Source organism: Gilliamella sp. B2785 (genome assembly GCF_026537005.1).
GTDB lineage: Bacteria > Pseudomonadota > Gammaproteobacteria > Enterobacterales > Orbaceae > Gilliamella > Gilliamella apicola_E.
This window is the reverse complement of sequence record NZ_JAFNNC010000001.1, coordinates 195,445-219,662: the sequence shown is the minus strand read 5'-3', so window position 1 is coordinate 219,662 and position 24,218 is coordinate 195,445. Positions and strand designations below refer to the sequence as shown.

16 protein-coding genes, 1 tRNA gene and 1 pseudogene are annotated in these 24,218 nt (G+C 33.9%); 6 read left to right on the top strand and 12 right to left on the bottom strand.

Translation table 11 applies throughout. From position 1 onward, the window contains the following. Window positions 1-9: 9 nt before the first annotated feature. The 6 genes from J3U24_RS01005 to J3U24_RS00980 form a co-directional block, all read right to left on the bottom strand. A complete protein-coding gene (locus J3U24_RS01005; protein ID WP_267336936.1) occupies window positions 10-3,810 on the bottom strand; it encodes a translocation/assembly module TamB domain-containing protein in 3,801 nt (1,266 codons plus the stop codon). A gap of 1 nt (window position 3,811) precedes the next feature. Next, window positions 3,812-5,530 (bottom strand): autotransporter assembly complex family protein, encoded by a 1,719-nt coding sequence (locus J3U24_RS01000; protein ID WP_324123763.1) that lies wholly within the window; start codon window positions 5,528-5,530, stop codon window positions 3,812-3,814. Window positions 5,531-5,547: 17 nt separating this feature from the next. Further along, window positions 5,548-6,087 (bottom strand): hypoxanthine phosphoribosyltransferase, encoded by a 540-nt coding sequence (hpt, locus tag J3U24_RS00995; RefSeq protein ID WP_065563227.1) that lies wholly within the window; start codon window positions 6,085-6,087, stop codon window positions 5,548-5,550. Window positions 6,088-6,219: 132 nt separating this feature from the next. After that, entirely contained in the window at window positions 6,220-6,717 is a 498-nt protein-coding gene (gene tadA, locus J3U24_RS00990) for a tRNA adenosine(34) deaminase TadA (RefSeq protein WP_267336934.1), read from the bottom strand. Window positions 6,718-6,725: 8 nt separating this feature from the next. After that, on the bottom strand, window positions 6,726-7,547 hold the full coding sequence (gene dapB / locus J3U24_RS00985; protein ID WP_267336933.1) for a 4-hydroxy-tetrahydrodipicolinate reductase: 822 nt from the start codon (window positions 7,545-7,547) through the stop codon (window positions 6,726-6,728). Between the two features lie 363 nt (window positions 7,548-7,910). After that, window positions 7,911-8,522, bottom strand: coding sequence for an FKBP-type peptidyl-prolyl cis-trans isomerase (locus J3U24_RS00980; RefSeq protein WP_220224823.1), 612 nt, complete (start codon window positions 8,520-8,522; stop codon window positions 7,911-7,913). 208 nt (window positions 8,523-8,730) lie between these two features. Between J3U24_RS00980 and bamE the strand changes: the two genes are divergently transcribed. Further along, window positions 8,731-9,174: an outer membrane protein assembly factor BamE gene (gene bamE, locus J3U24_RS00975; protein ID WP_065563231.1), complete on the top strand. Its 444-nt coding sequence runs from the start codon at window positions 8,731-8,733 to the stop codon at window positions 9,172-9,174. A gap of 86 nt (window positions 9,175-9,260) precedes the next feature. On the opposite strand, the gene J3U24_RS00970 is transcribed toward bamE, so the two are convergent. Further along, on the bottom strand, window positions 9,261-9,632 hold the full coding sequence (locus J3U24_RS00970) for a DUF5362 family protein (RefSeq protein ID WP_267336932.1): 372 nt from the start codon (window positions 9,630-9,632) through the stop codon (window positions 9,261-9,263). A gap of 663 nt (window positions 9,633-10,295) precedes the next feature. Here J3U24_RS00970 and J3U24_RS00965 point away from each other — a divergent pair. Continuing rightward, the gene (locus tag J3U24_RS00965; protein WP_267336931.1) at window positions 10,296-11,033 is read left to right on the top strand and encodes an NYN domain-containing protein; all 738 of its coding nucleotides are present in this window, start codon (window positions 10,296-10,298) and stop codon (window positions 11,031-11,033) included. A 333-nt stretch (window positions 11,034-11,366) separates the two neighbouring features. Here the strand turns inward: J3U24_RS00965 and J3U24_RS00960 are convergent, their stop codons facing one another. The 4 genes and pseudogenes from J3U24_RS00960 to J3U24_RS11555 all read right to left on the bottom strand — a co-directional run bounded on the left by J3U24_RS00960 (window position 11,367) and on the right by J3U24_RS11555 (window position 14,308). Beyond that, on the bottom strand, window positions 11,367-11,600 hold the full coding sequence (locus J3U24_RS00960) for an ORF6C domain-containing protein (protein ID WP_267336930.1): 234 nt from the start codon (window positions 11,598-11,600) through the stop codon (window positions 11,367-11,369). A 362-nt stretch (window positions 11,601-11,962) separates the two neighbouring features. Beyond that, window positions 11,963-12,262 (bottom strand): helix-turn-helix domain-containing protein, encoded by a 300-nt coding sequence (locus J3U24_RS00955; RefSeq protein ID WP_267336929.1) that lies wholly within the window; start codon window positions 12,260-12,262, stop codon window positions 11,963-11,965. Next, window positions 12,255-12,575 (bottom strand): type II toxin-antitoxin system RelE/ParE family toxin, encoded by a 321-nt coding sequence (locus J3U24_RS00950; protein ID WP_267336928.1) that lies wholly within the window; start codon window positions 12,573-12,575, stop codon window positions 12,255-12,257. The genes J3U24_RS00955 and J3U24_RS00950 overlap by 8 nt, the downstream gene beginning before the upstream one ends. A gap of 697 nt (window positions 12,576-13,272) precedes the next feature. Continuing rightward, window positions 13,273-14,308, bottom strand: a pseudogene (locus tag J3U24_RS11555) (site-specific integrase). A 138-nt stretch (window positions 14,309-14,446) separates the two neighbouring features. Here J3U24_RS11555 and dusA point away from each other — a divergent pair. The 4 genes from dusA to J3U24_RS00925 all read left to right on the top strand — a co-directional run bounded on the left by dusA (window position 14,447) and on the right by J3U24_RS00925 (window position 18,827). Next, a complete protein-coding gene (gene dusA, locus J3U24_RS00940) occupies window positions 14,447-15,409 on the top strand; it encodes a tRNA dihydrouridine(20/20a) synthase DusA (RefSeq protein WP_267336925.1) in 963 nt (320 codons plus the stop codon). 96 nt (window positions 15,410-15,505) lie between these two features. Then, window positions 15,506-17,521, top strand: a complete 2,016-nt coding sequence (gene rep / locus J3U24_RS00935) for a DNA helicase Rep (RefSeq protein WP_267336924.1) — start codon at window positions 15,506-15,508, stop codon at window positions 17,519-17,521. Window positions 17,522-17,792: 271 nt separating this feature from the next. Beyond that, a tRNA-Arg gene (locus J3U24_RS00930) sits at window positions 17,793-17,869 on the top strand. 715 nt (window positions 17,870-18,584) lie between these two features. Then, window positions 18,585-18,827, top strand: a complete 243-nt coding sequence (locus J3U24_RS00925) for a DUF6334 family protein (RefSeq protein WP_267336923.1) — start codon at window positions 18,585-18,587, stop codon at window positions 18,825-18,827. Window positions 18,828-19,176: 349 nt separating this feature from the next. Here the strand turns inward: J3U24_RS00925 and J3U24_RS00920 are convergent, their stop codons facing one another. Further along, window positions 19,177-24,162, bottom strand: a complete 4,986-nt coding sequence (locus tag J3U24_RS00920; RefSeq protein ID WP_267336922.1) for a DNA repair ATPase — start codon at window positions 24,160-24,162, stop codon at window positions 19,177-19,179. Window positions 24,163-24,218: the final 56 nt, after the last annotated feature.

Here is a 24,218-nt window from a genome sequence, read left to right as displayed (position 1 = left end):
AGTTTGAAATTAATTAAATTCAAATTGATAAATAAGATCTAAAGTTTGTGCTAGACCAGAAGCAGCTTCCACGTATAAATTTGGTAAAAGTCTATATCGTAAGGTAAAGGTTGCTAATGAGTCAAAAATACCTACACCGTATTTTAATTGTAGATTAGGTAAAATATAGCCACTTACTACCACTTTTGAATTATTACCTGCTCCTTGAGTATCTAAAGTTAGATTTTTAATTCCAAAAGCATTACCTATATCACCGATGAATTTTCCTGTTTTTGCTGTCCCAACACCAACTAAAAATGCCGTCATCATATCGTTGTCACTCTGATCGGAGCTATCAAGACCTTGACCTCGAATTAAATAAGAAAGTGCTTCTTGTTGTGACATAGCTGGATCAGAAAATATTTCGATCTTAGGATCTTCTGTAGATCCTTTAACTCGAATCCCTGCAGTAATATTGCTATTATCCATTGAGTCAGGATTTCTTATTGCTTCTATGTCTAAGATAGCTTGATCGGTTGGTCCTGAAAAAGTGACAACTCCTTTGTGGATAATTAAATCTTGTCCATAGGCATGGAATCGACCATTAGGAATAAGAATTTCACCATGTAAATCCAACCCTTTATTAGTCTGTGTAGCGATCAATTTCCCTTTTAATGATGCTTTTAATCCAAATGCATCGACCGTGACGTTATCACCAATATTGATTTCGATATGACTATTAATTTTCATACCAAAGTTTTGTGGTTGAATTTGTTTATAGTTCCTATCCAACATTACTTCATCAGGAGAAACATCAATACTTGAAGGCGGAAGTGAATCAACCGTAATTTTACCTTTTGGAATTGAAACTTTACCAAGTACCGTTAGTTCATCTTGCGTTGCCTCGATCTTAATGTCTGGAATGACAGACATAACAATCATTGGCGGTACAGTAACCTCCATAGCGGCACCATTTACAGTTATATTAGCTTGCCATTTTTCGAAGTTATTCCAACTAGCTTGGCCATTAATATTGATATTTCCAGATTTAGTTACTAATACACCTTTTAATGTTGATGATTTACCATTAAATTTAATATCAACCATAGCGGATTTTACATCAATTGGTAATTGATAAGTCTTAATATCACTATGTCTTAAATTGATGCCACCATTTAAGATTGGGTCCATTAATGAGCCAGAGAATTTGATATTACCATTGATAGCGCCTTTGGCATATTCATCTTTACTCAATAACGGATTCACAATCGCTAATGCCAAATTGTCAATATTCAATTGGCCACTTAACTCTTTTTTGGCGGTAGGATCTTTAATTAATAAATCACCAGTGATCTTTCCTAATTTATTTAAACTAAAACGCCAATCTAGCTTAGCTTGTTGCTCATTAAATTCTGCATTGATATTGAATAAATCAAATGGAATCGGCAAAGCTTGATTAGTGATCATTTGTTTAACATAAACTTTATTACTAGTTATATTTGCTTTGATACTTGGAATTTTGCTTGAGTCATCAAATTTAATATTTGCCTTTCCATTTATGAAACCATCAATTTTAGTTTCACCATCATTTGGAATAGGTAACTTAGCCAGATCAATATCTTTTAATGTAATTGATGTTTCATTATTTGGCGCAATAGAAAATGATTTATCTAAACAGATACTTGAAATATTATCACGCCAACAATGAGCGCCAATAGTTGGAATTTCTTTAGTGATATCATAAGAAAGACTGATCGGCTTGGTTAATTGCCAACGGCTCTTATCACCTAATGTTATTAAACTACGTGGTATATTTCCAGTCCATATAGTATGTTCTTTATCAAGTTCACCAGTTAAAGAAGTTGTCATGGAAAGAGGGCTACCATCAAGATTGATGGTTAAAGTGTGATGAGCTTCATTACCTGAAAGTTCTATGTTAGCTTTTTTGATACTTTCACTTGCAATATCGATATTTTGACCAACTAGATTCAATTGACCACTAAATTGATTGGTATATTGAACTTTGCCAGTTAGGTTTGCTTTGGCTATCGAAATAGATTCATAACTTAATGCGTTAATATTTAAATTTGTATTAATAACAGGGGAAGCACTATTTCCTGTCATTTTAATATTACCTACAACAGCACCATTGAGATTATCAGCCAGTAATGATAAAGCACTTAAATTAAGTTGCGCATTCAAATTTCCCTTATCTGTAGAACCATTGATGTTAATTTGGTTTTTACCCCAAACCATTTCAAGGTTATTGGCTGATATAGAGTGGTTAGAATCGGCAAACAAATTACCATTAGCTGAAAAGTTTGCTTGTTTTATATTACCCTTTAACTGCATATCCGGTATATTTAATTGCCATGAGTCCTTATCGAATGCCCCTGTGGTTTTTAATTGTCCGGCTAAACGAATAGGGTAGGCAGGTAATTCTTTAGTAAGATCAACATTATCTAATTTTATATTAGTATCCCATTTTAAAGCTTTTTGCCAATCTAAATAACCTGTAATATTAATGCTACCTTGAGGTAATTTAATATTAGCATGATCAAAGGATGCTGATTGATTTGTGCCATTACCAACAACGTCGAAACTGGTATCAGGTAAACCTTCACCTTTAATATCGCCTTTGGCTAGCATATTATATTTTTCGGTAATTCCATCTAGTGCGATATCAAAATTATTAAACTGATATTGTGGCTTACCTTCAATTGGCCATTGAATATGTTTACCATTGATTTTAGCCATTAATGGTAAATATTTCTCAATAAAGTTAATTTGCCCATCAATAGTAATTTGATTCAATCCGTTAATATTGGTGTAAGTGGACAATTGACCTAATAATTTTCCTGAAAACTCTCCATTGAGATGATTACTTTCAGTATCCACTTTCACTAAAGCAAAAATAGGCCAATCATCGCCTAAGGTAATCTGCCCTGATACAAAAGCATGCCCATTGGCATATGGTGTTATAGCATCAGTTTCAACTTGTTTTACAATAATATGATTATTAATCATATCCGTTTTAATACTAACCTGGTTGAAATGGTAATCTTGACCACCAATATGTAGCAACCAATTGTTACCGGTTAAACTAGTAACATCAAAATCTAATGGAATATTAACTTGTGGTAGTGACGTAATTAGAGGTTGATTAAATATTTGGTTAATTTTTTGATTTAATGGTAAATCATCATTTGAAGTAGTAATTGATTTATTATCATCAGTATCGGCAAAGATAGCTGATAAATCCATAGCAACTGATGGATAAACATAAATTTTTTCATTTACCCATCTAGCTTTACCTGTAAAGTCTGACATGCCAAATTGCATATCATTGACTTTTACATTGACATTAGTGATATGGGTCTGCTTAAGATCAATTGGTAGTGGTGTACTAATTGTTTCTCGTTTTTCGGGAATAGGTTCATCTGGTGAACGATTGATTTTGTCAGTATCAATAATAACGCTTACACCATCAGCATCAAACTGTTTGACACAAATTTTGGTTTGAATCAAACATGAACCATTCAATTTGAATTTTGCATCTTTTACTTTAACATCAATGCCCGGAAGTTCTAATGACAGCCCTTGAAGGTGTAAATTATGAAAAGTGCCATCTATTTGTTCAATTTTTAATTCTGGTAAAAACTTATTAAGTACGTAAGTTGTTAGTTTTACACCTAAACTGGTATAGATCATCAAAATAATAAAGGTGATGAGAAAAACAAAAATGGATAACACGACAATACTGCGTTTTTTCCACTTTCGGATTCGCTTTATTTTTTCAGCTTTTTTTACTCTATTTGGATTTTTTGCCATTTTATAATTCGCTTCCCAAACCAATATATAGATGTATTGAGCCTTTATCTTTTTTGTTTAGAGGTGTTGCTAAATCGAACTTAATTGGGCCTACCGGTGAAGCCCATCGAACACCTAAGCCTGTACCTGTATAAAACTTAGCTTTATCGACTTTATCTATCGCTTCACCCGTGTCAATAAATGCCGCTCCCCACCAAGAACCAGTAACATTGTATTGATATTCAGCAGAACCGGTTATCAGTTTTGACGCGCCTTTTAATTTACCTTTTTTATCTTTAGGTGATATGGATTGGTAACTATATCCGCGGATGCTTCGGTCACCACCAGCAAAAAATCTGAAAGAGGGCGGAACTCGTTCAAAGTTACTGGCTTGGATAATGCCGAAATTACCTCTAGCAATGAATCGATGAGATTGATTTATTGAACGAATCCAAGTTTGTTGCGTTTGAAAACGCACTAAATTGATATCAGATCCTAACGCATCAGCACCGCCTTCAATTGAAAAACGTTGAGAATCCCCCCACATAGGCAATAACTTACCATCATTACGAACACGCGAAATACTAACTGATGGATAATATAAGTTGGTTTTGTAACTGTCATCACCTTGAGTGAAGTTGTCCCGCAACATATTTAAGCCTAATGCTGTTTGCCAACCATCAAAGTTATCCCAATTACGAAGCACGCCAAATGTATAAGATCGAGAATAGGTATCGTTATTATCGATTTTCTTATAACCACCTTGGATAGTATAATATTGTTCAATCGGATTTTTTTTCAATGGGATTTTATAGCTCATCGTAATAATCTGTTCAGGCGATGAGAGGGATAAGCTACTTTGAAAACTCTGTCCTCGGCTATTAATCCAAGGTTTATTCCAACCAATTTTACCATGCACACCATTATCGGTTGAAAAGCCTAAACCTAAGTCCATTGCATTTCTTTTTCTAGGTGTTGTTGCAACTTCAATGGGTAATGCTTTATCTGCTGTAAGATGAGGAAAATCTGGTGTAACCACAACAGAATTAAACCAGTTAGTTGAACTAAGACGGCGATTTAATAAAGATAAATCTTCAGCAGAGTATTCATCACCTTCTTTAAACGGTACAATATTTTGAAGATAATCCTGACGGATTTTTGCATTAGGAAAATTGACTTTACTAAATTTGTAACGCTTACCTGTATTAAAGTCTATATTCCAAAAAGCTTGATGATCAAATTGAGCTATCGCCAATTGATGAGTAGGCATATCTGCGTCAAAGTACCCTTTTTTTAACGATATGCTTTGTAATCCTTTCTTGAAATTCTCATAAGTGCCATGGTTCAACACATCACCAATTTTAGGTAATTGTGTCGCCATTAATTCTTGAAAATCTTTATCTTGTTTCCCTTCACCATTCAGATTGATATTTAATTGTTTTATTCTGACAGGCTGTCCAGGAGTTATTTTTACTGCTAATACTTTAGGATCGGTTTCATCATATTCAAAAGTAGGGGAATAATAACCTAAAGCACGTAATGCTTTTTGCGTTTCACTCTCAAAATAACGTTTGAAATTTGGCGTATTATTAATCTTATCGGGCGTAATTAAAGAAAGGCGTGCGTCAACATTTTCTTCAAGCTCTCCAGACAATCCTTTAATGGATAACTTCATATCTGCATAAGTTGATGCTGTCGTAACCATTAAAAGTAAGCATAATGAGCGAGAAAATCGTAACACATACACCTCGATAATGTTTAAGATTCAAGTAATTTCACATGTCCAATATAAGGTAAGTGGCGGTAATGTTGTGCATAATCGATACCATAACCAACCACAAACTCATCAGGGATGGAAAATCCAATATATTTAACAGGTACTGCTACTTCACGCCGAGATGGTTTGTCTAGTAATGTACAAATTTCAATACTACGCGGATGACGCAACTTAAGTATTGCCATCACTTTGCTAAGCGTATTACCTGTATCAATAATATCTTCGACAATTAACACATCTTTATCGCGAATATCTTCATCTAAATCTTTTAATATTTTAACATCTCTATTACTTACCACCGCATTGCCATAACTCGAAGCCGTCATAAAATCAACTTCATGCCCAACAGTAATAGCACGGCTTAAATCAGCCATAAAAATAAACGAACCTCTTAACAAACCAACTAATATAAGCTCGTTTTGACTTTGAGCATAATCTTGGCTAATTTGTTGTCCTAATTTACTTACTCGTGTTTGGATATCTTCAGCCGATATCATCGTTTCTAATGTGTGCTTTTTCATCAATAATGCTCAGTGTACTTTAAAAAAATCAGAACAGATTTTAACAATTTTCATAGGTAAAAAGAATAACTAAACTAATTTTTTATCAAATAATTAAGAAATGATTAAAAGAATTTTCTTTTAAATATTAAATTAATCTTCAATTGTTTTGAGGATTGATTGTTTATTTTGCTTTTTTTGTTGGCGGCGCTTCTGAAAAAAAGCGCTTAACATTGAACTACACTCATCAGCCAATACGCCACCAATGATTTGAGCATAATGATTAATTCCTGTTCGGGAAAGAATATCAATGTAAGAACCTGCCGCACCAGTTTTAAAATCACTTGCTCCATAGACCACACGCTTGATGCGACTATGAATGATTGCACCCGCACACATGATACAAGGTTCAAGGGTGACATATAAAGTTGTATTTACTAATCGGTAATTCTTTTTATGCTGACCGGCTTGTTTTATTGCCATAATTTCCGCATGAGCAGTTGGATTATGATTAATTATTGATTGGTTATAACCTTCACCAATGATTTGGTTATGTTCATCAACAATAACCGCTCCAACAGGAATTTCGCCTAGTGATTCTGCGTGTTTTGCTAATTCTAATGCTCGTCGCATCCAAATTTCATCTAACATACTCAATATTATAGATTGTTTAAATTAAGCACATCGCGCATATCATAAAGTCCTTCAGGTTGCTCAGCAAGCCATAATGCAGCACGGACTGCACCATTGGCGAACGTCATTCGGCTTGAGGCTTTATGGCTAATTTCGACTCTTTCGCCAATATCGGCAAAAATAGCCGTATGCTCACCAACAATATCACCAGCACGAATAGTTGCAAATCCAATAGCGCCTTTTGGTCTTTCACCGGTATGTCCTTCACGGCAATAAACTGCGCGGTCGTTCAAATCGCAGCCTAAAGTATCAGCAATTGCTTCGCCCATAGCTAGTGCGGTGCCAGAAGGTGCGTCAACTTTATGACGATGATGTGCTTCTATAATTTCGATATCAGTATAACTACCCATAATTTTAGTCGCTTTTTCAAGTAACTTGAGCACTAAATTCACGCCAACGCTGAAATTTGCAGCAAATACAATAGCAATTTGCTTAGAGGCTGTTGCAATAGCTTTTTTTCCTGCTTCATCAAATCCTGTTGTACCGATAATCATCATTTTCTTATTGTCTGTACAAAAAGCTAAATGAGCAAGTGTGCCTTCAGGACGAGTAAAATCGATTAATACATCAAATTGGTCTTTTGCCTGTTGTAGATTATCAGTCACTTTAATTCCACAGGCCCCAATTCCGGCAAGTTCACCAGCATCGCTACCGACCAATGATGATCCTTCTCGTTCAAATGCGGCACCTAATGTAACCCCTTCTATTTGTGACACAGATTGAATAAGCTGTCGCCCCATTTTTCCACCAGCGCCAGCAATAGCGATACGAATCATACTTGTAGCCATATAACTTTCCTTAACTTTTTTATCAGATATTTATAACAAATTATTATAGCGGAAAACTTTCAAGTTATATACTTAAACAAAATGATATACATTTCATACTTTATGAGACTAAGTCGAAACTAAATAGCAATAACGGATGCCATAAGACGGCACTTTTAACCATATTTTTAAGAGGATTGATTTGAAGGGGGCATTTTTGCCTATTATTGATGATTTACACTTTAGTCAAAAAGCGTTGTTTTACATTATAGATAATACTTTCTTAGTATATCCACTTTTTATTGCGAAATATTGAGAGATCAAATAAAGCAATTGATTTGCGATTGAACTTGATAATAGGGACGCGAATGCGCCCATATAAACTTATAGCACTTTTAATAATTCTACATCGAAAATTAATGCACTATAAGGAGGAATCGAAGCGCCAGCCCCTTGCGAGCCATAGGCTAATTCTTGAGGAATATATAAACGCCATTTTGAACCTTCTGGCATTAATTGTAATGCTTCAACCCAACCGCGAATCACACCATTGACAGGGAATTCAGCTGGCTGTCCTCTTTCAACTGAGCTATCGAATACCGTACCATCAATTAACTGTCCAGTATAATGGACTCGAACACGGTCTGTTGCTTTAGGGAATGCACCATCACCTTGTTTAATAATTTCGTATTGTAAACCAGATTCAGTCGATTTGATGCCATCTTTTTTTAGATTCTCAGCTAAAAAGTCTTTACCTGCTTGGGCAATTTTTTCAGCTTGTTTAGCTTTTTCTTTAGCTGCTTCTTCATGAACATGACGAAGGGCATCATGTAATTCTTGTAAAGGTAAAGCCGGTTGATTACCGCTTAGCACATCTTCCATAGCAAGTTTTAATGCATTTAACTCTAAATTATGTAAGCCAGATTCTTTTAGCTGTTGGCCAATTTGAAGTCCAATTGCATAACTTGCTTTTTGCTCAATTGTATCTAATTTCATTTTTTACCTGTCATTTGTTGAGAATAGTTTTTTATTATAGAGCATTAACATTCGAGATAAAAAGTAAAATATTAACAGTTGTTAATTATCATCAATATAAGCAAACATTTTATATCCTATTACCTAAAGTTTTTTTTATTTTATCTAGCGCTTAGTCAAAATATCAGCGATAATAAGCGACATTATATATTTGAATGGATTAATTTAGATGTCGTTTTTCAAACTTATTCCGCTTGCAATTGTGACTAGTATATCGATAACTGGTTGTTCACTTGTTGACCGTTTAGTTTATAGACCTGATATCAATCAAGGTAATTATATCTCTCCAGAAGCGATTGAATTATTACAAGTTGGTCAATCCAAAGATCAGGTCGTATTTATTATGGGCTCGCCAATGTTAACTTCAGCTTTTGGTGGTAATGTTTGGTACTATGTTTTCCGTCAACAACCTCAACATGGAAAATTAAGCCAAATTAATTATGCTATTTACTTTAATGAGATGGGTATAGTTACTGATATTAAAACTTCCTCTTTAGAAGGTTCTTTATCTTTAGAAGAGATGAACCAACAGGGTATTTCAGACCCAATTAATATAAAATCTGATGATGATCAACCGAATAGTTCACGTCCGCCACAAGCCCCTGAAGAGTAACAATCGGAATATAATTTTCAAAAAAACCTCGTCATTCTGCGAGGTTTTTATTTATTTAATTCGATAAATTACTACTGTGGAAATTATTAGTGATTAGCTACAGAAGCAATGATTGAAAAGATGATTAAAAAGTAGATAAAGAAAAGAATAACTGTACATATAATTCCAATTAATACATATTTCCAATACCCATGTAAATTTCTGATAGCTTCAGTAAAGTCTTCTCCTCTACCGAGGGCTGCTGCTAGACTAAATGCACTACCGGATTGAAAAAGTTTAACTCCGTTGATTATTACTGGAATACCAACAATAGCTGTAATTATACCTAAACAGCTAATTGCACCTAAAACAATATTTACTACGCCAAAGATTTGTTGCATAATCCCAATAAATCTCAATTGGCTTTTTAACAATTCTGTTGATTTAATTAAAATAGTATCTGTATTATCTGTTAACATTTCCATTCCTATCACTACCAATTATTATATTTAAAAAAATGCAAGTCAGAATAACACGTTATTTACCTATGTCGATGTAAATTTGTTTAAGAATTGTACATGGTTAACTTTTATATTAATCACATCATTCTAAGGTGCCCCCTGAAATAACGAAAAGACTAGCTCTAACGTGCATTTGAGTAAGACAATTAAATGGGAAATTAGTACCACTGGGAATGATATTAGAAAAAGACTTTAAACATCTTAAAATTAGCTGATTAATGCCTGATTAAGGCTAAAGTGTATTTACAATGAAGGTTTAAAGAGTGTAGATGAAGTTGTTCCAAGTATAATAATATTTTAATATAACCAAAAAAGACAGTTTTAATCACCGGTATATCAATGAAATCAACCTTAAATAAATTTTCTGTAGCACCAATGCTCGATTGGAGCTACTGGCCTTTATTTAAATAGTTTATGGTTCATATGGATGCCTATTGGGATCCAAGATTAAGCAATAAAGAACAAAAATATCCTAAAATATCAGATAATTTTTTAAACAAAAGGTTGAATTATAACTTGCGTTATACTATTATTATTGCATCGACCCCGTCGCAGTACGCATGTCTAACTCATTGATGACTTGCCGATCCGTCGGGGATTTTCCTTTGTAGAGGGTAATGAATGTCTACCGCTATCTTAGTAGATGCTGCATTTTTTATTAAGCGATTTCGTACACTAGAACCTCATAATGCATATAATGCCAAAAGGGCAGCAGATTTAGTTTGTCGCTACGCATTGTTGCATTTAAAGCAAAAGCACCGTTTAAAAAACTCCACTTCTTCTGATGGTTATTATGAACATCGTGATTTATATCGTATCTTGGTTTATGATTGTTCGCCTATTTCTAAAAAATTACATCATCCGTTAACTAATAAATGTATTGATTTTTCTAAGTCGAAAGAAGCTATTTTTCGAAATGAATTTCATGCAGCCTTGAGAAAAAAGAGAAAGGTGGCTTTGAGACTAGGTGTTTTATCTGGTGATGTGAGTTTTACTTTGAAGCCATCTTTTATTAATGATCTGTTAAAAAACAAAAGAAAGTATGATTCTGTGACAGAAAATGATATCACTATATCAACTAGGCAAAAAGGTGTTGATATGAGGATGGGAGTTGATATTACTACATTATCATTGAAAAAATTGGTAAAACAAATTGTGTTATTTACTGGTGATTCAGATTTTGTTCCAGCATCTAAACTCGCCAGACGGGAAGGGATTGATGTGATTTTAGACCCTATGTGGTTAAAAATACATGATAGTCTGCATGAACATATTGATGGGTTAAAATCAGTTTGTAATAAGATTCAAAGTAAATCAAAGAGTAAAGTGAAATCTGTTAAAAAAGAAAATAATAAATAAATTAAAATATTACCGATTATTTAAAAACATATTACTTCAAGCCCTTTCGGGCTTTTTTAGTTTATTGCTGGGTAATTGGTTTATTTCTGATTTTTGGCAAAAATCAGTGCCAGCGCGGATGATTGCGATCAAGTACAATATGTTGGGTTTCTTGGTTTAATAGTAGTCGGGCATTTTCTATATCGCGACGGAATTAAACAGCCATTGAGTAAAAAAGTTCTTTAAAGCCAGAATCGATGGATTGCAATGCTGGATAAATAAGTTGGATCTGTTCTCTCATATGCACGGTAATAGTTAATAGTCTAGATCGAGTATATAATTCGTCGTCATCGATTATAGCGTTCTTGCTCGAAACACCACCAGCAACTTCATCGCATTATCAAATTGCTCTGCAGTTAAATCTTGGTAACGTGGAATTTTGAATGCTTCATATAATTTAGTGTAAACAGCTTGATAATGTTCGTTAGTACGATATGCTCGTTCTTGTTCTGAGCGTTTGATTACTTGTTTTTGTTCAATGCTGTTTGTTAAAAAATATGATCCTATTTTTCGGATTATTGGTAACAATTCATTAGTAGCGCATTTTCTAAATCAGTATTGTACGGTGATTGTTTTTAACAGCATCACGACATCTTAAAACTAAAGTATACATTCCTGATTCAGATACAATTGAAATATGTTGAGCACCCATACTACAATGACTCTTAGCTAAACCGACAGTCGCTTTTTCATCATCAAGCTTTAATTTCGATGGCTTTTGGTTTTAAATTGCGTTCAGCATGTATTTTTATATACCTGTCTAACCACTGATTTACAGAGCTGCGTGTAAATATATTTAATTCAAATAGCGATGATAAAAAGGAGATTGTAACTCCGAGCTAGTAAAATTGGTTATTTTATTAGCTCATGAGTTACTTTTTTAAAATTTTTTATAATTTTTGCAAATGTGGAACAAAATCAATATCAACGTTACAAGCGTCTAAATATTTAAAAATTGTTTTAATACTAGTGCAATCAGGGCTTTTCTCAATTCTGCTGATATTTGAAGCGGACAAATTTAATCGTTCTGCTAACTCTGTTTGTGATAATCCAGCAATTTCACGAGATTTAATTAGCAGCTCTCGTAATTTCCATGTTTTGTCTGATTCATTATATGCTGCCCGTGCTATAGGATCAGCCAATGCTTGCTCCTTAATCTCACTAAACGGTGTATTGTGTTTTTTAGTCATTTTCAATCATCTCCTTAAGTCGGATTCTAGCTGTTTTTAGTGCATCTGCGGGGGTTTTTTGTGTTTTTTTAACAAACGCATGCAATAAATAAATAGTTTTTGAATGTTGATACACGTAAATAGTACGAGCAATATTGTTGCGTTCGATGACTCTCAACTCGAATAATCCACCTCCCAATGATTTACTAAACGGCATTCTAAGCTGTTCAGCAGTTTGCAATTTTTCAATCAGGTCGATTGTTTTACCTCTTAGCACTGGTGGCAAATTTAAAATCTCGTTTTTTGCCTCATCATGAGTTTTTATTGTAAACATTTCAGCAAATCCATATATCATTTTTTTTAATTATATCAAAAATGATAAAAATATCAATTTTAATAAAAATATCAAAAAGTATAAAAGCAACTGGACTTCATTTTTGATGAGAGTTACTGTGTAGTCATTGAAATAATCAAAAACATAGATTAAGAAAATGGAACGTAGACAATTAGATAAAAAATTAGATGTTATTACAAAAATAATTGATTCTGCTTCAGATGCTATTCAATCTTTATATAACTAATTTAGCAATGAAAAATATTTAGAAGCTAGGTTAATTGAAAAATTTCTATTAGAACGCCTTCTTGCATTACGTGACACAGATGTAAAGATTGAAGAATTGAAAATACTTAATTCAGCTCAATAACTCAGAATAATTTAGGGTTATGGCCCTAATAAGGAGAAAAATATAAAAGAATTAACTCTATTAAAGGAAATTATACGAGATGTTGAAAGTGCAAACGGACGACGGAATTGAACAGATAACTTTTTATTATTGATAAACTAGCAAGCAAGTAATATTTTTGAAACTTACAATATTAGTAGTAACGTAGTTAAAGCGATTATTAGGCGAGCTATTGAAACTGACGGTGCATCCTTGAAGTATTAGAAAAAGCGGCTTAGGTTGCTATATCAATTTTAAGCTTTACTTATCTAGTCCATTTATTTTATCAAATTTATCATTTAATCAATTTTAGAATAAACTAATATAAATATTCCACAGTGTTTGTAAATTACGATGCCCAGTAACTTGAGCAACTTCTTCTATTGAAAAGCCTTGTTCTAATAAACGGCTTGCTCCTTCTCTTCGCAAATCATGGTAACGCAAATCTTGAATACCTAGTTCATTTCTAACGCGTTTGAATCCAGAAGTAACCGAACTTGAATTATACGGGAAAACTAGATCGTCATCTTTTGGTTGAGATTGTAAGATATTCAATGAGTCGCCAAGTAAAGGTACTAACATGTAATTACCTATTTTATCTTGGATCTTTTCAATTTCTAACTAAGATGGCTTTTTGCTCATAATTAATATCATCCCATCTTACTGAACATACTTTACTAATTCGCATACAAGACAATATTGAAAAATTTAAAATATCAACAAATGGGATATTTGAATTTTTGTGTAACTGTCGCTTTTTCAGTTTATCAATTAACTGTTCTAGCTCATCATTGATCGGGCGTCTAGTCCTACGTTGGCTTTTACCAATCAAATTCATTTATATCAGTAATGGGCGTACATTTTTTACGACAGTATCGTCGATATTAATACCATATAGTGGACGAGCAGCCTTTAGTAATGATTTAATGTAACTTACATCATGACTAACCGTTGCTGGCCGTGTTCCTGATTCTACTCTACTTCGACAATGCTCTATAATGTGATGTGTTTTAAAATCAGATAATTTAATATTAGCTATATCGCTTTCAATTGCATTTGAATTACGTATCTTTTAGTTCGACCTGCTTTTTCTCCTAGACTCGGATCTGAAAGATATTTATATAATAGGTTTCCAAGAGTTAATTTTGTTACGTTGTTTTTTACTAGGATCCCGAATTGCTCTATTTTAGATACCTGGTTGTTACCCCATGTTTTTGCTATTTGCTGTTTGCTGAACTTTTTTACTCACGATAAATGATCATAGTTTATTCTTTAATTATAAAGGTACAGCGATATCGCTGAGTTCCATCCGCACGAACTTTTTTTCTATGATATAATGAGCCATAATTTCAAAGCTTAATTATTTACGTCCTATCGCCGTGGGACCCTGTGTGGGATCCTAACAATGAAAAAATATAATAAAATAAGCAAAAATAATATTTTAATATAATCGATAAAAACAGCCTTAAACACCGGTATATCAATGAAATCAACCTTAAATAAATTTTCTATAGCTCCGATGCTCGATTGGACTGACAAACATTGTCGATATTTTCATCGAATATTAACTAAACAAACATTACTTTATACCGAAATGGTAACCACTGGCGCAATTTTATATGGTAAAGGAGACTATCTTGCCTTTAATGAACAGGAACAGCCAGTAAGTTTACAATTAGGTGGAAGTGATCCCATAGCGTTGGCTAAATGCGCTAAGTTGGCAGAGGAACGAGGATATAATGAGATTAACCTTAATGTAGGTTGCCCATCAGATCGCGTTCAAAATGGTATGTTTGGTGCTTGTTTAATGGGAAAAGCTGATTTAGTCGCAAATTGTATTGATGCCATTCATAAAGAGGTAAATATACCTGTCACGGTAAAAACACGCATAGGTATTGATAACCAAGATAGTTATTCATTTTTATGTGATTTTATTGAAAAAGTGATGCCATATACCGATACATTTATTGTTCATGCTCGCAAAGCATGGCTTTCGGGGCTAAGCCCAAAAGAGAATCGAGAAGTACCACCACTTGATTATGAGCGAGTTTATCAGCTAAAGCGTGACTATCCGCAGTTAACTATCGCCATAAATGGTGGGATTAAAACCATTGAAGAAATCAAACATCATCTAAACTATGTTGATGGTGTCATGGTTGGGCGAGAAGCTTACCAAAATCCAATGCTATTAACTCAGATTGATCAGCAAATTTTTGGAGATGATACTCCAATTATTGATCCTATTGTCGCAATACAAACTCTTTATCCTTATATTGAAACACAACTTAGTCAAGGCGGACAACTCAATCATATTATGCGACACACCTTAGGAATATTTAATGGTAGAAAAGGTGCAAAACAGTGGCGACGTTACCTTAGCGAAAATGCGCATAAACCAGGAGCGGGAATTGAAGTTGTTGAACACGCGTTAACTTTCATTCATTAAAGAATTTTGTCTAGCTTAATTGGTCATGCGTCTGATTGCGTATGATTGATAAATCAGTATATACTAACGAACAATTTTACTTAGGACTTTTCTTCTGTGCGTTTAAATCCAAGTCAACAACAAGCTGTGGAATATGTTTCGGGGCCATGCCTTGTATTGGCTGGTGCGGGTTCGGGCAAAACTCGGGTAATCATTAATAAAATAGCTTATCTAATTCGAGTAAAAGAGTATTTACCTCGTCATATCGTTGCCGTGACTTTTACTAATAAAGCTGCACGAGAAATGAAAGAACGTATTGCTCAATCGCTAAGTAAGCAAGAGGCAAGAGGTCTGAAAATTTCAACTTTTCATACTTTAGGCTTAGATATTGTTCGACGAGAACATAAACATCTTGGTATAAAATCTAATTTTTCATTATTTGACGACCACGACCAAATTGCTCTACTCAAAGAACTAACACAACAATGGTTCGATGGAGACAAAGATCTCATCAACCAATTACGCTCTACCATCTCAAATTGGAAGAATGATATCGTTGATTCGACAGTAGCAATGGCTAGAGCACAAACCAACAAAGAAAAATTATTTGCTCACTGCTATCAACTTTACGAAAAACAACTTAAATCTTGCAGTATATTAGATTTCGATGATCTAATCTTACTACCTACATTGTTACTAAAAACAAATGAAGAAGTTAGAGAAAAATGGCAAAACCGTATCCGCTACCTGCTTATTGATGAATATCAAGATACTAATACCAGCCAATATGAATTTATCAAATTATTAGTAGGTAGCCGAGCTAAATTTACGGTTGTTGGTGATGATGATCAGTCGATTTACTCATGGCGGGGGGCTCGTCCTAAAAATTTAATTCTACTAAAACAAGACTTTCCTAAGTTAGAAGTGATTAAATTAGAACAAAATTACCGATCATCAGGAAGAATTCTAAAAGTTGCTAACATCTTAATCGAAAACAATCCGCATATCTTTGAAAAAAAATTATTTTCAGAACTCAGTTATGGTGAACATTTAAAAGTGATCTCCGCCGACAATGAAGAACACGAAGCGGAAAAGGTTGTTAATGACTTGATTGGTCATCGTTTTGCTAATAATAGCCAATACGGTGAATATGCTATTTTATATCGCGGAAATCACCAGTCTCGCTTAATTGAAAAAATGCTAATGCAGTATCGAATACCTTACCGAATTTCTGGTGGGACATCTTTCTTCGCTCGCATTGAAATTAAAGACTTAATGGCATACCTACGCCTATTAACCAACCCTGATGATGATAATGCTTTTATCCGCATTATTAATACACCAAAACGAGAAATAGGGCCGGTAACTATCCAAAAACTGGGTGAATGGGCAAATCAACGTGGTGTAAGCTTATATCATGCAAGTCATGATATGGGGCTAACCGAATTATTATCAGGTAAACGGATGGAAACCCTACATGCCTTTATCCATTGGTTCGATTCTCTGATTGAAAAATCACATTCCGAACCAATGGCCGCGATTCATGAATTATTACATGGGATTCACTACGAAAGTTGGATCTATGAAACGTCTACCTCACCAACAGCCGGGCAGATGCGAATGCGTAATGTTGAACAATTAGTTAGCTGGCTAAATGAAATGTTACAGGGTGATGAAATAGACGAAGCATTAACGCTAGAACAAGCAGTAGCAAGATTTACGTTACGTGATATGTTAGAAAGAAATGAAACAGAAGAAGAGCTAGATCAAGTACAATTAATGACATTACACGCCTCAAAAGGCCTCGAATTTCCTTATGTTTATTTAGTTGGTATGTCTGAAGGGGTATTACCTCATCAAACAAGTATTGATGAAGACAATATTGAAGAAGAGAGACGACTTGCTTATGTAGGCATAACTCGAGCTCAAAAAGAGCTAACCTTTTCATTCAGCCGACAGAGAAAACAATTTGGTGAAACAGTTTATGTTGAACCAAGTCGCTTTTTACTCGAACTTCCACAAGACGATTTAGCTTGGCAAGATCAGCGTAATGAACTATCACCAGAAAAGAAAATGCAACAAGGTCAAAGCCGGTTAGCGATGCTAAAAGCGCAAATAGCTAGCGCAAAATAAATTATCTATATATTAAAAACAATTAACTACTGCTCAAATTATTAAAGTAATTTATCGCCATAATTGAAAAAAAAGTTGAGGAACGGGGTTTTTGAGATCGAATAAATGAATATTTTTTCATTTTTTCTGATTATTAGTATTGAATTTATTGCCGATAACGTCAAAATTGACGATATTTTGTCTACATAGATTGATAATCAATTAAAAAGCATTGACGGATCAAAATAGCTTTATATAATACTCAGCGTTTAATCGACTAAATCCAATCGATGTCTCCTTAGCTCAGCTGGATAGAGCAACGGCCTTCTAAGCCGTAGGTCACAGGTTCGAATCCTGTAGGGGACGCCATTAAAAATAAATATAACTATAGGTTTAATGTTAAATATTTAAGTCTTGATTATCTTTATTTACATTTTGCGACGCAGATTGTGATCACATCTAAAATTTGCACAAATGGATAGCATTCAAGTTATTATGTTATTTCAACCATTTTAACGTTTCTTACCCACCAAATTCTTTTAAGTTGTACTGTAGCAGATCAAGCTTTTTCATTTATATTTCATAAAGCAATGTTAGGTCAAAGCGAAAAAAGAATTGAGCTTGCTATTGCTTTATATACTCCAGAGCCGTCAAAGGGTGAATTAACGGCTTTCGGTTTAACAAAAGCTGATTATTAAGATAAGTATATAGAAATATGGCAAGATAATTTAAAAGCTTTTAGATTATTCAAGGTGATGTCTACTCAATGAGGTGCAAGCATGGGCAGCATAATAAGGCTTGATTACAATTGCCTTTCGTTGGTAGTGAAACTTAAGGATATCTGTGAAAATGAACGCATTTTTAATACATGAATTATATTCTTTAATACAATTTGGTAAAATTAACTCATTTTCGTGTTCTCCATGTACACCGGAATGAATTTTTTGAAAAAAATATTATGATAAAAATCGAAAATTCAATAGGATTATCGATAACTGAATTTTAATGTAAAAAGTTTGACTTCAATACTAGAGGTTATTTTGAAAGAGTAATGTGACTATCTGAATATTAATTACAAATCACAGTGAGTAATAATGCCGATGAACTTATTGTTCATAATCTTTCTCAATTAGAAACTACCCCATATTTTATCCCAGATTGGGCAAATAACTTCACCAATAAGCCTCTTATGCAATTTTTGGATGTTGAAAATGAAAAAGGATATTCTGATTTAATTTGTCTGGGTATTGATGAATTAATACCCAGTATCGTTTTGTCTTCTTTAGCTTCTGAAATAAAAGTCGGATTAGTCAATTATGATAAATAACTAGAAAAGGATAAAATAGAAAAAAATAATTAATGGAGTTAATTAAATGATTTATTTGAATGGAATAGGTTTTTTTATATTGTCACTATTTATCTTTTGGTGGGTTTATTTATTAGTTTTCGTAATTGGTATAATAATTTTATGCTTCGCTAAAACCAAAATTATGCGAAGATTAGGTATTTTATTGATAATCACACCAATAGGTTGTTATATTTTTGCCTATTTATTATACGGATTTTTATCATTAATGTGGATTTGACCTATTTTAATTACCTTTTTTCCTAAATAATAAAAAAGCGGAAGTCTATTTCCGCCTTTTTTATTAACAATAAAATATAATTAAATTTCGCTATTTACCTTTTCTATTTCTTTTCTCTTTTTTCGGTTTTTTATTTGATGATAACTGCAAAGCCTGTACACTTTGCACTAAGTCAGCCAATTGCGTAACAATTTGGTTTCCGGTATCACTTTCATCACCACCTAGTGTTTTATTGCGTATAAAATCAGCTTTGATTTGTTGCCAACGTTTAGTTTGTGTATCAGTTAATACGCCACGAATTTCAGCGAGTTTAAGAAGATTTTCTTCAGCACCATTAGTTAATAGTTGAGCTTCACCTAAATAGTGATCGTTGATGATTTGATTAAGTTCATCATCATTCATAACAGAAGAAACCTTCTCAGCAAGTTTATTCATGTTTCGATAACTACCTTGAAGTTTGAAAGGTGGTTCTGTACGGTATTTATCTGATTGAGCAGCACTAACAATGTATTGTTGGTTAACTTTGAATACCACTTCTCTAATTTTCAATAGGTGACTAAGTACTGCAACAATTTCACTGATTTCTGCTTGGCTGTAAGCGTAACTTAATTCATTGCTATTAAGTGGCTTGCCTTGTGCATGGTCAATGAGTTGATAAAGATCATTTAAGTCACGTAGTGCAAGAGGTGCTAGAATTGGATTTGAAGTTAAGCAGTTTTCAATATAACTTGAAGCAAAAACTTCATCCATACCACCAAGAACTTCACCTAAATTATAAATATCTGCACGGTTAGCTAACATATCTGGTATTTTGAATACTTCTCCTGATTCAGTATACGGGTTACCTGACATAATAACGCAGAATTTTTTACCTCGGAGATCATAGGTCTTAGTTTTTTCTTTCCAAACACCTTCTATTCGGCGTGAACCATCACAAAGGGAGATGAATTTTTGTAAGAATTCCGGATTGGTGTGCTGTATATCATCAATATAAAGCATGACGTTATTTCCCATTTCAAGCGCTAGATTAAGTTTTACTAGCTCTTGTTTGGCAGTTGCATTCGGTGCTTGATTTGGATCGAAAGATAACACACTATGGCCTAAAGCCGGTCCGTTAATCTTCATAAAGATTAATCCAAGACGATTAGCAACATATTCCATTAATGTCGTTTTACCATAACCCGGTGGAGATATAAGCAGTAATAACCCCATTAAATCGGTACGTCTAGTTTCACCAACCGTTCCCATTTGTTTAGCTAAGTTATCACCAATGATAGGTAAGTAAACTTGATTAATGAGTTTGTTTCGCACAAACGAACTTAATGGTTTAGCCTTAAATTCCTCTAGATGTAGAAGATCACGTTGTTCATCGAGTACTTCCTGACGAAGACTTTGATAATGCAGAAACTCCGGAATAATAATTCTGGACTGTTTACGCATGCGACTAAAGAAATCATCAAGATTAATATTCAACACTCCCTGAATTATACTTGGATGATCGCCAAGTAAATCGTTGACGGAAATATCAAGCTCAAGCTCGCTAATTCCCAGCGTAATGCTACTTTCTTTATCTAACATACACAATACTAAAGCTTCAGCAATATAGTCTGATAGTTTTTGATATTGGGGTAGGGTACAAAGACCTTTAAACCAACTTTCGATTAGAATCCAGCGATCGGCAAGTCGTTTTTGAAGATTGCTTTGTGATTGGTTAAAATCACCCCACATATGAGATTCCTCGAGGCGGGCTTTTAAACCTTCAAATAGATAGTGGCCATATTTACTTAACGTAAATTCTTGTGGTGTTTTGGCTAATATATAGCTTAAATATTCAGTTGCTTGTTTTACATGATATTGTTCATGTTGAATAGGGTACTTTTCTAAAAATTGGGTTAATTCAAAAGACATCTCTGTTTGAAGATTTCTTATACCTTCATCATGACCAAATAACGCCTGTATATCTTTACAAGTTTTGGCTCGCTCTGGCCATAATTTGGCAATATCACTCTTTTGATTATGATGCCAAAAAAGGATAGCTAAGCTTCGGGCTAAAGGGTTATAGCGTAATAGACCGGCCGCTTCACCTAGCGGAATCAGTTTAGCTAATATTTTTAATGCATCGTGATCGTGAATCCCTTTTTCATAGCCCTCACGATATCGCATTGACGCATAATCTCTTACTGTTTTAGCTAATACTTCAGGTTGGTTTAATTGGTTTTTTAAATCTTCATAACTTAAATCATGCTCTTTTTTAAGCGCTGAATTAATTATTGAATATGCTAAATATTCACCACGGTAAACACTAGGCGATTCGGATTCTAATGAAATTGACCAGAAAGGTTTATAACTTTCTAATTTAGGGTGATTGATTCTTTCCTGATAATCAGTACCCGTTAATTGCAAATAAAGATGCTCTTCTTTTGGTACAATGGTTAAATCAAGTTCTTGGGTGTTGACACTAAACTTATGTCTTGGCCCCAGTTTGATTACATTTCCGCCAGATTCAAATATTTCTGATTTATCTCGTAAGGCTCGTATTGATTGATCTCTGGCACTTTGGAAACGAGATTCAATATCATCTGCTTTGACATTATCAAAAAGTGCCCTTAATTTTTCGACTATTTCACGAATTTTTAAAGCTAAAGCGTCGGCAACAAAAAAAGCATTTAACTCATTTTGATCAGAAAATTTAGCCGTTCTTCTTGGTATACTATCTAAAATTCGATTGGCAGCCGTAAGTAACGCTTCTGTTCGTCTTGTTCTATCTTCAAGTAGTGATTGTTTGTGAGTTTCAAATGATTCTAATATCTCTTCCCGTTTAGCCAGAATATCATTAAGGAACTCTTCACTTTCACTAAATTGATTCTCAAGCTCTTCAAGTTGTACTAGAAGACGAGATAGCTCATCATCACATTTTTCAGGTGTTGTTGCCATACTCAAGGCATTGGCGATACTTTGGCCAAATAATTTAAATTGAGCACCAAATTGAGCGACCATTTCAACATTAGCTAAATTTTTTCGTTTTTGTTGGATTTTAGCTTTTGTTTGGTTAAGTTTTGCATAGACTTCAGCTATTGATTCTATGATTTTAGTTTGTAATGTGACGTCATCAAATTTTAGGGTTGCTATCAATTGTGAAAGCATATCTAAATCAGTTGACATAGTTTCTGTTATTTCAACAGATTCAAGTAATTTTGCAACAGTATCTGCTTTGGTAATTTGCTGTTCAATATCGTCAATTTTTATATTGAATGGCTCTAATGCTTTATCACTTCCTAAAAACTCAGCTGTAGCTAATGAAACCTCAGCTTGTCTAGCTTTTAGTTTATTTTCCATTTCATCGATTTGGTCTAAATCAATGTATCGGTAAGTTCTTAATGTGACTAAACTGCCAAGTTGTAATTTTATTGCATTTAATGCATCAACAAATTCTTGTGTTTCTTGCCAGCTATCAGGGTAAAGCTTGGTTAATAAATCTTGTTGATTAGAAATTGCCTCACGCATAGCGCTTTCGGATTGACGTCGAATGCTTTCGACTTTTTCATACTCATCTATAACTAATTCACTCGTTTGTGAAATATTACGAAGAATAGGGGAGAATGATAGGTGTTTCTCGTCATTGAGCCAAAAGTAATTATCAAAGAGCCGTTTTGTATCTTCACTTAGTTTGCTATAGAGTTGTGAAGAGACTGCCTGGTTATCGATTTCACGCGAGATAAAATACAGATCTGAAATTCCGCGAACAAGTTCAGCATTACCTATTTTTCCGAGGAAGCTATTATTTGTCGGTTGTTGTGCTGCATATTCATCACTATAAAAAGGAGTTTGCCAAATTTGCATTGGATGAACTCTAGTTGGCTCATCACTTTCTCCTTCAAAAACGACCATTCGACCATCTTCAAAAACGGCGTAGCCATGACCTAAAATTGGGTTATCTAGTTTGCGTTCAATCATATTATAATTGAACAGTGCTAGTCGCCCATTGCTTGGGTCATAGAAAATGTATAAAACATCTTCACCATTTGGTGAACGGCGAATTCGTCTGAAACGCATACCTAACATTGATTGGTCAAAAGTTTTATAATCTCCATTTTGTAAGTAGTACCCCCCAGGAAATATAATTCCATGATCTTCTGGAAGTTGAATACATGATTGACCAATAAAATCTATACGATGGACTTGCTGGGTTAGCGAGTTATAAACTAAATAGCGCCAATTGTCTTCGCGGTAAGGGAGAATTTTCAATAGGATTAATGAACCAACTTTTGCATATTCTATTTTAGCATCATTAATTGATTGATTTTTATCAACAACCTCTTCTCGATAAATTCCTAAACCATCATTAGTATTATTTTCACACTTTATTGTTAAGTCACCACCAATGGTTTCAACAAATACTGTATCAAGAACATTGATATGAGGAAATCGCCCATTAACAATATCTTCACGTGTTGTTTCGATCCATTCAAAATCGTAGGCAGGTGGTAGTGCGATATCTCGCTCACCTCGATTATCTATATACTCGATTGTTTTTTTATCGCTAGATATAGACCATCGAAATACACGAATATCACTAATTCGTTCTCCAATTTGAAAACTAGCAAGAAGTTTTCCATCACGTTCAACAAGCTGAAGTAACTGGGCATTTTTATAATAAGTATAAAGCTCATTAAAGTCTTGTATAAATCTATCTATATTTAAGAATGTATTTGAGAGATCAACCGGATCAGCTTCATAATTGTTATCACGTTCAACTAATTGATAAAGTGAAAATACATCTTCTATCTTGGTTTCTTTTTTTAATCCTAAATAGACGTTATAACCAAACAACAACCAATCACCAAAGCGAACAATATCTCGTGCTACACAGTTATTTTCCGTTCTAATACGAATACGGCTAATAATGGACATGTCACTTTTACCAAACTCAGATAGCCTTTCCTGATTTAGAGCTTCTGTCTTTTGATTAAGTTCTTGTCCTAAAGAGGTTAAACGTTTACGAAGAATTTCATAAGCTCCGCCTTCCGCGACTGCTTTATCAATTGATGTTTGTTGCTGATCTTGGGTTTCTGACATGTTTTACTCGTTGAAGATAATACTGAAATACCTAATGTTTTAGGTAGGAAATGAAT

What these genes read in the sequence shown, in the direction of transcription:
- J3U24_RS01005 (WP_267336936.1), bottom strand. Translation starts at nt 3,810, where the DNA reads ATGGCAAAAAATCCAAATAGAGTAAAAAAAGCTGAAAAAATAAAGCGA.
- hpt (WP_065563227.1), bottom strand. Translation starts at nt 6,087, where the DNA reads ATGAAAAAGCACACATTAGAAACGATGATATCGGCTGAAGATATCCAA.
- tadA (WP_267336934.1), bottom strand. Translation starts at nt 6,717, where the DNA reads ATGTTAGATGAAATTTGGATGCGACGAGCATTAGAATTAGCAAAACAC.
- dapB (WP_267336933.1), bottom strand. Translation starts at nt 7,547, where the DNA reads ATGGCTACAAGTATGATTCGTATCGCTATTGCTGGCGCTGGTGGAAAA.
- J3U24_RS00980 (WP_220224823.1), bottom strand. Translation starts at nt 8,522, where the DNA reads ATGAAATTAGATACAATTGAGCAAAAAGCAAGTTATGCAATTGGACTT.
- bamE (WP_065563231.1), top strand. Translation starts at nt 8,731, where the DNA reads ATGTCGTTTTTCAAACTTATTCCGCTTGCAATTGTGACTAGTATATCG.
- J3U24_RS00970 (WP_267336932.1), bottom strand. Translation starts at nt 9,632, where the DNA reads ATGTTAACAGATAATACAGATACTATTTTAATTAAATCAACAGAATTG.
- J3U24_RS00965 (WP_267336931.1), top strand. Translation starts at nt 10,296, where the DNA reads ATGTCTACCGCTATCTTAGTAGATGCTGCATTTTTTATTAAGCGATTT.
- J3U24_RS00955 (WP_267336929.1), bottom strand. Translation starts at nt 12,262, where the DNA reads ATGACTAAAAAACACAATACACCGTTTAGTGAGATTAAGGAGCAAGCA.
- J3U24_RS00950 (WP_267336928.1), bottom strand. Translation starts at nt 12,575, where the DNA reads ATGTTTACAATAAAAACTCATGATGAGGCAAAAAACGAGATTTTAAAT.
- dusA (WP_267336925.1), top strand. Translation starts at nt 14,447, where the DNA reads ATGAAATCAACCTTAAATAAATTTTCTATAGCTCCGATGCTCGATTGG.
- J3U24_RS00920 (WP_267336922.1), bottom strand. Translation starts at nt 24,162, where the DNA reads ATGTCAGAAACCCAAGATCAGCAACAAACATCAATTGATAAAGCAGTC.